We start from the raw sequence: 11,479 nt of genomic DNA on the forward strand, positions 1-11,479 counted from the left end.
TGGACTTTGTCCCAGAAGAAAACGATTAGGAAGAAATCATGATGAAGAAGCATATCTCAAACATAGGAAACAGCATCAGACGCCTGCTCGTGCTTGTGGCAGGCTTGCTGTCTGTCACACTGTCTTTTGCCATCACAAAGGACAATGCCGACACGGCCTATAAGCAAGGTAAGTATCAGCAGGCGATCATCGACTATCAGGAATTGCTGAAAGAAGGTGTGTCACCGGAGCTGTACTACAATCTTGGCAATGCCTACTACCGCAGCGACAACCTCGCGCAGGCCATTTTGGCTTATGAGCGCGCCGCGCAGCTGTCGCCGGGAAACAGCGACATCCGTTTCAACTTGCAGTTCGCGCGTGCCAAAACCATCGACAAGATCGTACCGGACAACGAGATGTTCTTTGTCACGTGGTACAAGCGTCTCGTCAACTTCACGAGTGTGGACAACTGGGCACGCACGGGCATCGTTGCCGTCGTGCTAGCTTTGCTGTTGATGCTGGCTTATCTCTTCGGTCCACAACTGCTGGTTCGCAAGATTGGCTTTTACGGCAGCAGCATTGCCTTGTTGTTGTTTGTTGTCACCACCTTCTTTGCCTGGCAGCAAAAACAAAACCTTGAACGCCATTGCGGAGCCATCATCATGGCACCGTCCGTGACGATCAAGAAGACACCCGTCGCTAATGGCACCGACGCTTTCGTGCTTCACGAAGGCACAAGAGTAGACATTACTGACAAGAGCATGAAGTCGTGGTACGGCATAAAAATAGGCGACGGGCGGGAAGGATGGATTCCTGCCTCGCAAGTAGAGATCATTTAATCGTTTCAGTTAGTCATGACATTGGACGGATTGATCGCTTTTGACCAGCACTTGCTGGTGATGCTCAATGGGAGTGATTCCATGTTTTGGGATCACTTCATACTCATTTTTACCAACGGCCTAACGTGGGTTCCCTTGCTCTTCACCCTTTTCCTACTTGTGATGAAGAACAATGAGACGATGGTGCAGATCGGTCTTGTGGTAGGCTGCGTGTTGTTGGGCGTTTTCCTCTCCGGTGGCATCAATGGCATGATCATCAAACCTTTGGTAGCGCGGCTACGTCCTTGTGACGACCCAATGCTGAAATATACCGTCGATGTGGTGAACAACTACCGTGCGTCAGGGTTTAGTTTCTTCTCCAATCATGCTGCCAACACCATGGCGATCGCCGTGTTTATGATGTGGCTTGTGCGCAGTCGTCTGCTGAGCCTTACGCTCCTCTCTTGGTCCCTGCTCAATGGCTGGTCACGTATCTACCTCGCCCAGCACTATCCCTTGGATGTTGTCGTGGGCTGGCTGTGGGGAGCGATGATGGGCAGCGTGGCTTATTATGTTTTCTACAGACTATATAATAAGGTGAGCCCGCCCGTCAACTACATCTCATCACAGTATACCACCACAGGCTACAGCAACGTCGACATTCACAATGTCATGCTTGTGCTCACGCTCACGATCTGTGTGGCTATCATCTGCGCACTCTTGACCATGACAGGCAGCTATTGACTTTCATCCTTTACTTATCAGTATTATACACAACGACAATGGATACAAAACATATACATATCAGTGATTATAACTACGACTTACCCGACAGTCGTATTGCCAAGTTCCCGCTGAAAGAGCGTGACCACAGCAAATTGCTTATCTACGACCACGGTACGGTCAGCGAAGATATTTTCTACAATCTGCCACAGCACCTTCCTGCCGGTGCGCTGATGGTTTTCAACAACACCCGCGTTATTCAGGCGCGCATGCACTTCCGCAAGGAGACCGGTGCGCTCATCGAGGTTTTTCTCATGGAGCCTGCTGAGCCTGCCGACTACGAGCAGATGTTCCAGACAACCGGAAAGTGCAGCTGGCTGTGCATGGTCGGCAATCTGAAGAAGTGGAAAGAGGGTACGCTCCACCGCGACTTTGAGATCAAGGGCCACAAACTCACCCTCAATGCCACAATGGACCGCAGCCGTACGGCTGAGAAGAGCGGTGGCACCAACTATTGGGTCGACTTTGAGTGGGACAACGACCAGGTCAACTTCGCCGACATCCTTGAGGCTGTGGGGGAGCTGCCCATCCCTCCCTATCTCAACCGCGAGACGCAGGAGAGCGACAAAACCACTTACCAGACCGTCTACTCCAAGATCAAAGGCAGTGTGGCTGCACCGACGGCAGGACTGCACTTCACCGACCGCGTGCTCAAAGACGTCGACGCGCATGGCATCATCCGCGATGAGGTCACGCTGCATGTTGGTGCCGGAACCTTCAAACCCGTGAAGTCTGAAGAGATAGAAGGCCATAATATGCACACGGAGTACATCGTCGTCCATCGCCATACCTTTGAGCATCTCCTTGAGCATCAGTGTCGGGCCATCGCTGTGGGCACCACGAGCGTGCGCACCTTAGAGAGCCTTTACTATATGGGCGTGAAGGCTTTGACCCATCCCGACATCTCGGAGGAAGAGCTGCACGTCAATCAGTGGGAGCCCTACGACCTGCCGCATGACGAACAGGGGCTCGTGATCGTCGACGGAAACAGCGTCACGGTGGAGCAGTCCATCCGTGCCCTTCTCGACTATCTCGATCGCGACGGCCTGGAAGCCCTCCATTCCAGTACTCAGATCATTATTGCTCCGGGCTACACCTATAAGATTGTGAAGATGCTCATCACCAATTTCCATCAGCCTCAGAGCACGCTGCTGCTCTTGGTCAGTGCCTTCCTTCATGGCGACTGGCGCAAGGTCTACGACTATGCCCTCAGCCATGACTTCCGCTTCCTGAGCTATGGCGATTCCAGTTTGTTAAAAGTTTAAGTATATGAAGATAGGAGACAAAGTAAGTTTTCTCAGTGAGGTCGGCGGCGGAAAGGTAGCCGGCTTCCAGGGCAAAAACATCGTGTTGGTAGAGGACGAGGATGGTTTTCAGATCCCCATGCCCGTCAATGAGGTCGTCGTCGTCAAACAGGACGACTACACCACCGCCAATGTCATCAACAAACGCGCCGAGGCTGAGGAGCACCGGGCTGAGGAGACACCGCTCAACCGTGGCGGACGCTCCGTCAAAGCCATGATGCAAGACGGTCAGGACGAGGAAGTGGACATGACGGTCGAGGACACTGTCGACGACACCAAAGAGGTCACTTACCGGCCGCAGGCCGTGGAGCGGCAGGGCGGCAACCAGCTTTCGGCTTATCTCGCCTTCGTTCCAGAAGATGTCAAGGAACTCATCAACAACCCGAAGTTCACGGTCAACCTTGTCAACGACTGCAACTATTATCTGAAATATACCTATCTCCAGGCCGAGGGCAACAGCTGGACAGTGCTCTCTGAAGGTGAGGTGGAACCCAACACTGTGCTTTTCCTTGGAGAGCTCGGCCGTGAGGATGTCAACCATCTCGACCGTGTGGCAGTGCAGCTCATTGCCTACAAGCGTGAGAAGCCGTTTATCCTCAAGCCCACTGTCGACGTTCAGCTGCGTCTCGACCCCGTGAAGTTCTATAAAGTGCATACGATGCAGGTCACCGACTTCTTCGAGTCTCCCTGTCTGCTCTACACACTGGTGGAGAACGACAAAGTTGCGCGGCCGCTCGTCCTTGACGCAAAGCGACTCAAGGAGGAGATGTACGCCGGCAAGCAAACCGACGCTGCTGCTCAGGCTCCTACCGCCAAACAGCGTGAGCAACTGGTGAGCCGCTACACCGACGACCAGAGCAAGGGCAACAAGCGCAACTCGCCTTATATCCGCCATCGCGGTCTTGACGACGCACTCGTCGTCGACTTGCATGCTGAGGAAATCCTCGACACCACGCAGGGAATGAAGCCTGGTGAGATCCTCGACTATCAGCTCAAGGTCTTCCGCGACACGATGAACGCTCATCTGAACCACAAAGGCCAGAAGATCGTCTTCATCCATGGCAAGGGCGAGGGCGTGCTGCGCCGTGCGCTCATCAACGATCTCACCTACCGCTACAAGAAATGCACCTACCAGGACGCCTCGTTCCAGGAATACGGCTACGGTGCCACCATGGTCACCATCAACTCTTAAACGCAAGCAAAATGGAATACGGATATATCAAGGTGGCCTCGGCTGTGCCTCTTGTCAGCGTTGCCAACTGCAACGAAAACGTCAAAAACATAGAGACGCTCATCGCACAGGCCGAAGGACAGGGCGTGGAGATCATCGTCTTTCCGGAGCTGTGCCTCACCGGCTATACCTGTCAGGATCTCTTCCGGCAACATGTGTTGCTCGACGCTGCCGAGGTGGCGGTGATGAAACTTCTTGAGTTCACCAACCAACTCGACATCATTGCCATCGTCGGAGCACCCGTGGCGGTGGGAGATCTGTTGCTCAACTGTGCCATCGTCATTCAGAAAGGTCATGTGCTCGGCATTGTGCCGAAGACATACTTGCCCAACTACAGTGAGTTCTACGAGAAACGCTGGTTTGCTTCCGCTCAGGATCTGCGTTCCTGCACGTTCCATTTTGCGGGTCATTCCGTTTCCATCACCTCATCGCCACAGCTCTTCCGCACCATGGACGGCGTGACCTTTGGCATAGAGATCTGTGAGGACGTATGGGCACCGACGCCACCGAGCAACCATCTTGCACTGGCAGGTGCCGACATCATCTTCAATCTCAGTGCCAGCGACGAGCTGATCGGTAAGCACGACTATCTGCTCAGCTTGCTCAGCAACCAAAGCGCACGCACCATGAGCGGCTATGTCTACAGTAGTGCGGGCTTTGGCGAAAGCACACAGGACGTCGTTTATGGCGGCAATGCGCTGATCTATGAAAATGGCAAGCTGATCGCCCAGGGAGAGCGATTCTCTTTGCAGCCACAGTTGCAGACGGCACAGATCGATGTGGAATACCTGCGCTCGGAGCGACGGATGAACACGACGTTTACCAACGCTCAGCGCCGGATGATCAACGAAGACATTCGCTTTATCGATGCCGACGTTGTCGACCATCACGATTTCGTGTTGGAACGTACCGTCAATCCGCATCCTTTCATCCCACAGAGCGATGACATGGAGCGGTCGTGCAACGAGATCTTCTCTATTCAGGTCATGGGTCTGGCACGTCGTATTGTCCACACTCATGCCAAGACTGTAGTCGTCGGCGTGAGTGGCGGGCTGGATTCTACACTGGCCTTGCTGGTATGCGTGAAGACCTTCGACAAGCTCGGCATGGACAGAAATGGCATCGTCGGCGTCACCATGCCGGGCTTTGGTACCACAGACCGCACCTATAACAATGCAGTCAGCCTGATGAACTCTCTGGGCGTGACCATCCGTGAGATCAGCATCGCCAAGAGTGTCACACAGCACTTCGAGGACATTGGCCACGACATGCAAGTGCATGATGTCACTTACGAAAACGGGCAGGCACGCGAACGCACCCAGATTCTCATGGATCTCTCCAACCAGCTTGGCGGTCTCGTCATCGGCACCGGTGACCTCTCGGAACTCGCTTTGGGATGGGCTACCTACAATGGTGACCATATGAGCATGTATGGTGTCAACGCCTCTATCCCCAAGACACTCATCAAGTATCTTGTGGAGTTTGTTGCCAAGACCGTTGACGACAAGAGCGCCTCGACGCTCTTCGACATCATCGCCACACCGATTTCGCCCGAACTGATTCCCGCCGACGAGCACGGCAACATCAAGCAGAAGACCGAAGACCTCGTGGGACCCTACGAGCTCCACGACTTCTTCCTCTACTATTTCCTGCGTTGCGGCTTCAGTCCCCGCAAGATCTTCATGCTGGCCTGCCATGTCTTCGACGGTACGCATCCCCAGAAAGGCGTGTCGATCTATTCCGAGGAGACCATCCGTCACTGGCTTCGCACGTTCTGCCGCCGCTTCTTTGCCCAGCAGTTCAAGCGCTCCTGCCTGCCCGACGGACCTAAGGTGGGCTCCGTCAGCCTCAGTCCGCGTGGTGACTGGCGAATGCCTACCGACGCCCAGTCGGCATTATGGCTGGAAGAATAACCATTTGTCAGATAATAAAATCGTAAGAGAAGTCAATAGGAAAAACATTTCCTGCTGATGCCATAAAACCAAGAAAGCCCCAAGCAACCGGATTTGATGGTTGCTTGGGGCTTTCGTTATTGTCACGAAGGGTTATTTTGCATTGAAGATGAACGGCAGCGCCAGACCGTTGGCGAGCAGATTCGTTCCACCTGTGATATTTTCGTAATCAAGGAAGACACCACCTAAGACAATTTGCAGACCAAGGCTTTTTCCACTCTTCACACCATAGGAATTGGGATATCCGGCGTAGAAGGCCAGTGTGATCGTGTGGGGCTTTCCGTCAGCCGTTGTGCTGAAAGTCAGTTTCTGAGGCTGGATGTGGAACGTCACCGGAGAGAGACCGTAGAAAAGAGTATAGCATTTCAGGATCTGTGCCGGAGCATTTTCCAGACATGTCTTGGCTGTCGCGTCTTGCACGAAATGTGCGATGGAGTTGACACGGAAGTTGTAGACCGTCACCGTAGAGTCTGTCTCAAAGTTCACCATTGCAGCTACGGAGTCTACTTTGGCTGGCTTTGTGGTGAAGATAGAGTCGTAGTAGACCAGCAGCCCATTATGCTCTCCAGCTACGGACAGATAGGCAGAGTGCTGCTCTTCGCGCGACAGTCCGCTGTCGTCGTCATCGTCGCTTAAGCAAGAAGTCATCGTCAGTGCTGCGATCATGCACAGCAACAATGTCAGGATTGAAGTCTTTTTCATTTTACTTTATTATTGATTTGATTGAATGTTTCTAATATTGAAATGCAAAGATAAGGAAAAACTTGCATGTGAGGAAAGAAAAAACAAATAAAAAATCCGTCCGCCAGGCATAAAGCTCGGCAGACGGACTATAGTCTTTTTTGTTGTGTCAGTTACCTATTTTGTCGTATAGATCCAGTAAACAAAGCACATCAAAGCGATGGCAAAGACAGTAAGGACAACGGAGAGGATCTTACCGGTCATAGCCCTCAACTTGATGCTTCTGAAAGCCTTTTGCTTGCTCACCTCGGACTGATCGACGTGATGATGATGGTGATGATGTTCGTGATGATAATGTTGATGTTGCGTTGATGTAGATGTCGATTCTTGTGTTGAAGCCATATAAATTATTGAATTAGAAGCGGAAGTCAAGCTGTACATCGATCATATTGTAGTTGGGCTTGGGCAGATTACGGTCGTTGACGCGCATATATTCCGCATTGAGTTGTACGTTTTTGTTGAACAGATAATTGAAGCCGGCCTCATACTGCGTGCGGCTTGATCCCCACTCAGCAGACTGGCGGTAGAGGTCGTAGCGGGCTTTGGCATAAAGCTTCTTGCCGACTACAGGGGCGATGACCAGTGCATAGTAGGCATCAGCCTTGTTGCCAAGGGCTTCGTTGACGGTGCAGTCCGTAGTGCTGTTGCCGTTGGACTCCGAAACCTTGAAAGCCTTTCCGGTGGAGTGGACATATTCCGAGCGGAATGTCCAGTCCGAAACTTTGTACTCGGCCGAGATGGCATAGCGGTGCTGCGGCAGTTTGCGCACCTGGCTCTTGTGCTCTCCGCTTTCATCGGTCCAATTGCCTTTGCGTGCATAGGAACCTTCACTGCCAAAGACACCGAGGCGCATTCCGGCAACGGGCATTACCCAGATGCCGCCGATCACGTCTTTTTGCTGGTCTACATCCTTGGTGTTGATACCCTGACCATTGTAGACGCCTACCTGATAGTGCAGCAGATTGCGCTTGTGAGCATTGGGCAGGAAGTCGCCCTGCACCTGTACACCGATGTCACGTCCGTTGCTGGCTTTGACACCGCTGCGGTCAGAGAAATAGCTGAGCTTGTTGATGGCTTGGGAATAGCTGAAAAATCCCTGCTCAATAGGATGCATGGGATTCTCAAAGGTGAAAGCACGCTTGAACTGACCAACCTTGACTTTGAAGAAACCATATTTCTGCCATTCGGTGAACGCGTCGACCACACGTGGGGAGTTGCCCAGTGTGGACGTGTTGCCGTTGAACTGCAGCTGCACTTTCCAATACCAGTCGTGCTGGATGCGTCCTTCGAGGGCGATACGGCCCAGACGCAGGTTAAACGAGTTGGACTTAGCATTCTCTTGGTCACTATATTGATATTGTGTCATCACATAGCCCGAGAGCTTCACGTCGTTGATCCATTGTGGCAACTTGGTTTCAGCTTGAGCCATTGAGACAAAGCCAAAAGACAGCAGTGCCGCAGCAATTAGTTTCTTCATACTATATAGTGTTTTTGTCTTTTGTGAACAGATCCTTTATAGACCCAACATGGTTTAGAAGGTGGGCCGGTTGATAAGAAGTAATTATTTGTGCAAAATTAATTAAATTATAAGAGGAATGCCTCATTAGATCAAAAAAAATAGATGGGCGGGCAAATAAAACTGATTTTGTTTGGCAGAATGAAATATTTATCGTATCTTTGCACCCGCAATTCAGAAATCAACTTGCTAAGCATTGTTTGCCGGATCGCATGTTGGTTTGAAAGGCAAAGCGGGGTGTAGCGCAGTCCGGTAGCGCTCCTGGTTTGGGACCAGGTGGTCGCAGGTTCGAATCCTGTCGCCCCGACACAAAGAGAGCTTCTCGTTATGAGAGGTTCTCTTTTTTGTTTCTGTATGTTTCTATGAAGGCTGCCCTTTTTCGTTGTCTTGTGACCGGTCTGCTGATGCAAGTCTGGTATGTTTGCTACTGTTTGCGGTGTGCTTCAATATTTGTTGGACGACTGTTCAATAAACTGACAATTTACGGCCTCTGAGAATCGAAAAATCAAAAACGGGGGAGGAGTTGTGCTCAAATTCCGCCATTTTGAGCTTGTTTTTATAATTGTTTGTCAATCAGTGTATTATGATTTTTAAGAAGAAAAACGAAATGACAGTCGCAGTCATCTCAGTTGTTTTACAATGTCAGAACAGTTGTTTGTGGTCATCATCTCGGTTGTTTTATCGGGTAAAACCATTGAGATGATGACCACAAACAACTGTTTTCTTGCTCTCAAACAATGGAAGAAAGCGTGAAAACATTGTTTTTTGGGCTATTCTCTGCCATATAAAGCTCGCGAAGGCAGGTTTTGAGTGTTCGTTCTTCTCTAGAAGGTGAGCTCTCCGTGATGTGTTTTTGTTAAGAAAAATAAGGTTGCATGAAGAGGAAAGTAACCATTCCACACCCCGTGCCACATGTTTTTTATATCTTTGCGGGGTTAGGGCGGGGATAAACCCCGCCCCTACGTTCTCACCGCCTGCCGTGCTGTTAATGGGGTAATACCACCCAAACGATGTGGATGCTATCCATCGAAAGGAATTCGCTGAATAGTCACAAAGGACATATTTCAGTTCTTTCAGTAGCTTTATGTCGTTTTATTCCTCTTCGCGCTTCTCGATGTCTTGCATCAACTTCACGGCATCGACGTACTGTTCGATACCTTGCGCCACCTCCTGTGCGGCTTTCATGGCGAGGACGACGGTCTGTGGACGGTGCACGACGTCGCCGCCGGCAAAGACGCCACGCCGCGTGGTCATGCCGAAGGGACGCTCCAAGATCTTGACATAGCCTTTCTCGTCGACCTCGATGCCGTCTGTGGTAGACACGATGCGGTTGGCAGGGCGCGAGCCGATGGCCAGGAAGATGCGGTCGAAAGGTTCCTCACGGTCACCGTCTTCGGTATGTACGGTCACGCTACCCAGTCTGCCGGGCTCACCGGCAATAAACTCCGTGACGCTGGACTTCCACCAGAATTTCACGCCCTCTTTGACGGCTTCGTCATATTCGCTTTGTATGGCAGGCATCTCTTCCTGCGTGCGTCGGTAGATGACCGTCACTTCGGCACCCAAGCGAATGGCAGTGCGGGCAGCATCCATGGCAACGTTGCCGCCACCGATGACGCCGACACGTTCTCCGGCACGCAGCGGCACCATATTGCGGGCGATGGCACCTTCCTGGTAAGCGTTGAACTGATGGAGCAAGTAGGTCGACTGGCTCACACCGTGGAGCTTGGCTCCCGGCACGTCGTCCATGTTCTGTGGCACAGCGGTTCCCGTGCCCATGAAGATAGCGTCGAAGCCATGCGCGAAGAGATAGTCGACGGTGATGCCGTTCTCGCCCACCATGGTGTTGGTGATGAAGTTGACACCGAGCTCGGCAATCTTTTCAATTTCTGCTCTTACCACCGCCTTGGGCAGACGGTATTCTGGAATGCCGAACATCAGCACGCCGCCGGGCTCCTCAAGGCCCTCGTAGATCGTCACGGCGAAACCTTTGCGGGCCAGGTTGCCCGCAACGGTGAGTCCGGCAGGTCCCGATCCGATGACGGCGATATTGCCACGCGTCTTTTGTGGCAGCTTTTCGCGTTGCAGGCGCATCTGTGTGTCGAAGTCAGCGATGAAAGCCTCCAGGCTGCCGATCTTCACGGGGTTGCCTTTCTTGTTGAGCACGCAGTGACCCTGGCATTGCTTCTCGTGTGGGCAGACGCGTCCGCAGATTGCAGGCAGGTTCGACGTCTCGTTGATGATGGCCATAGCGTCTCCGAGGTTGCCCTTGGAGAGTTGATGGATAAACGAGGGAATGTCATTGCCGATGGGACAGCCCTTGCGGCACATTGGCACCTTGCAGTGGAGACAGCGCTTGGCCTCAGTGATCGCTTCCTGCATCGTCAGGGGCTGCGGTGTGCTATAGTCGATTTGCTCTTTCTTCATGTTGTTACGATGTTTGTAGAGATTGGTTGTGGTTATTAAAAGCTTGTTTTGTCAGATAGACTTTACAAAAGTACGTATTATATCCTTATGCATTATAATATTCATTAAAAAATTAAATAAGATTAACCTCAAGACGAGATGAAGTGACGATTCACCGAATACAGGCGAAAGGCAGAAAAAATAAAAAGCTAACGCAGCAAAAGTCTACTTCTGACGAATCACAACTTACTAACTTCTCCATCGGTAGTGACATCATCCAGTAGGGGCAGGGTTTATCCCTGCCCTAACCCCCTTGACAGTAATCATTCCACACCCGTGCCATATGTTTGTATATCTTTTGCGGGGTTAGGGCGGGGATAACCCCCGCCCCTACATTCTCACCACCTGCCGCACCGTTAACGGGGTAATACCTCCCAAACAATGTGGATGCTATCCACCAAAAGTCTACTTCTGACGAATCTCTACTTATTGACTTCTCCATCGGTAGTGACATCATCCAGTAGGGGCGGGGTTTATCCCCGCCCTAACCCCTGTGACAGTAATCATTCCACCCCCGTGCCATCTGTTTATATATCTTTTGCGGGGTTAGGGCGGGGATAACCCGAGGCTGCTGCCAAACTCCCTTTAAAAAGAGGGCGGATATGCATTTATTGGGGCGTGCAACTTATGGGAACTCAGAAACAGACCAGGCCAAAATTGGAAAAAAGAAATCGCTGGCGGATTTTAAT

The 11,479-nt window shown here is 51.6% G+C and carries 9 protein-coding genes and 1 tRNA gene; 6 read left to right on the forward strand and 4 right to left on the reverse strand.

Annotated features, from left to right (window positions below; translation table 11 throughout):
• The first annotated feature begins 38 nt into the window (after window positions 1-38).
• The 5 genes from FYJ73_RS16240 to FYJ73_RS09505 are packed head-to-tail and all read left to right on the forward strand — an operon-like array spanning window position 39 to window position 6,028.
• Entirely contained in the window at window positions 39-818 is a 780-nt protein-coding gene (locus tag FYJ73_RS16240) for a tetratricopeptide repeat protein (protein WP_154534483.1), read from the forward strand.
• 15 nt (window positions 819-833) lie between these two features.
• Window positions 834-1,541 carry a phosphatase PAP2 family protein gene (locus FYJ73_RS09490; protein WP_154534484.1) on the forward strand — a complete coding sequence of 236 codons (708 nt, stop codon included), beginning with the start codon at window positions 834-836 and terminating at the stop codon, window positions 1,539-1,541.
• Window positions 1,542-1,579: 38 nt separating this feature from the next.
• Window positions 1,580-2,845, forward strand: a complete 1,266-nt coding sequence (locus FYJ73_RS09495) for an S-adenosylmethionine:tRNA ribosyltransferase-isomerase (protein WP_154534485.1) — start codon at window positions 1,580-1,582, stop codon at window positions 2,843-2,845.
• 4 nt (window positions 2,846-2,849) lie between these two features.
• Complete coding sequence (locus FYJ73_RS09500) at window positions 2,850-4,076, forward strand: DUF2027 domain-containing protein (protein WP_154534486.1); 1,227 nt, start codon at window positions 2,850-2,852, stop codon at window positions 4,074-4,076.
• Window positions 4,077-4,087: 11 nt separating this feature from the next.
• Window positions 4,088-6,028, forward strand: coding sequence for an NAD(+) synthase (locus FYJ73_RS09505; RefSeq protein ID WP_154534487.1), 1,941 nt, complete (start codon window positions 4,088-4,090; stop codon window positions 6,026-6,028).
• A 132-nt stretch (window positions 6,029-6,160) separates the two neighbouring features.
• Here FYJ73_RS09505 and FYJ73_RS09510 read toward each other — a convergent pair whose 3' ends face one another.
• The 3 genes from FYJ73_RS09510 to FYJ73_RS09520 form a co-directional block, all read right to left on the reverse strand.
• Window positions 6,161-6,769, reverse strand: coding sequence for a DUF4840 domain-containing protein (locus FYJ73_RS09510; protein ID WP_154534488.1), 609 nt, complete (start codon window positions 6,767-6,769; stop codon window positions 6,161-6,163).
• A 156-nt stretch (window positions 6,770-6,925) separates the two neighbouring features.
• Entirely contained in the window at window positions 6,926-7,150 is a 225-nt protein-coding gene (locus FYJ73_RS09515; RefSeq protein ID WP_154534489.1) for a hypothetical protein, read from the reverse strand.
• Between the two features lie 13 nt (window positions 7,151-7,163).
• A complete protein-coding gene (locus FYJ73_RS09520) occupies window positions 7,164-8,285 on the reverse strand; it encodes a porin (RefSeq protein ID WP_154534490.1) in 1,122 nt (373 codons plus the stop codon).
• 272 nt (window positions 8,286-8,557) lie between these two features.
• Here FYJ73_RS09520 and FYJ73_RS09525 point away from each other — a divergent pair.
• Window positions 8,558-8,631: transfer RNA gene (locus tag FYJ73_RS09525), tRNA-Pro, on the forward strand.
• Window positions 8,632-9,416: 785 nt separating this feature from the next.
• On the opposite strand, the gene FYJ73_RS09530 is transcribed toward FYJ73_RS09525, so the two are convergent.
• Window positions 9,417-10,751, reverse strand: a complete 1,335-nt coding sequence (locus tag FYJ73_RS09530; RefSeq protein WP_154534491.1) for an NAD(P)-dependent oxidoreductase — start codon at window positions 10,749-10,751, stop codon at window positions 9,417-9,419.
• Between the last annotated feature and the right edge of the window lie 728 nt (window positions 10,752-11,479).

Source organism: Hallella mizrahii, assembly GCF_009695775.1.
Lineage (GTDB): Bacteria > Bacteroidota > Bacteroidia > Bacteroidales > Bacteroidaceae > Prevotella > Prevotella mizrahii.

What these genes read in the sequence shown, in the direction of transcription:
- FYJ73_RS09505 (WP_154534487.1), top strand. Translation starts at nt 4,088, where the DNA reads ATGGAATACGGATATATCAAGGTGGCCTCGGCTGTGCCTCTTGTCAGC.
- FYJ73_RS09500 (WP_154534486.1), top strand. Translation starts at nt 2,850, where the DNA reads ATGAAGATAGGAGACAAAGTAAGTTTTCTCAGTGAGGTCGGCGGCGGA.
- FYJ73_RS16240 (WP_154534483.1), top strand. Translation starts at nt 39, where the DNA reads ATGATGAAGAAGCATATCTCAAACATAGGAAACAGCATCAGACGCCTG.
- FYJ73_RS09530 (WP_154534491.1), bottom strand. Translation starts at nt 10,751, where the DNA reads ATGAAGAAAGAGCAAATCGACTATAGCACACCGCAGCCCCTGACGATG.
- FYJ73_RS09495 (WP_154534485.1), top strand. Translation starts at nt 1,580, where the DNA reads ATGGATACAAAACATATACATATCAGTGATTATAACTACGACTTACCC.
- FYJ73_RS09490 (WP_154534484.1), top strand. Translation starts at nt 834, where the DNA reads ATGACATTGGACGGATTGATCGCTTTTGACCAGCACTTGCTGGTGATG.
- FYJ73_RS09520 (WP_154534490.1), bottom strand. Translation starts at nt 8,285, where the DNA reads ATGAAGAAACTAATTGCTGCGGCACTGCTGTCTTTTGGCTTTGTCTCA.
- FYJ73_RS09510 (WP_154534488.1), bottom strand. Translation starts at nt 6,769, where the DNA reads ATGAAAAAGACTTCAATCCTGACATTGTTGCTGTGCATGATCGCAGCA.
- FYJ73_RS09515 (WP_154534489.1), bottom strand. Translation starts at nt 7,150, where the DNA reads ATGGCTTCAACACAAGAATCGACATCTACATCAACGCAACATCAACAT.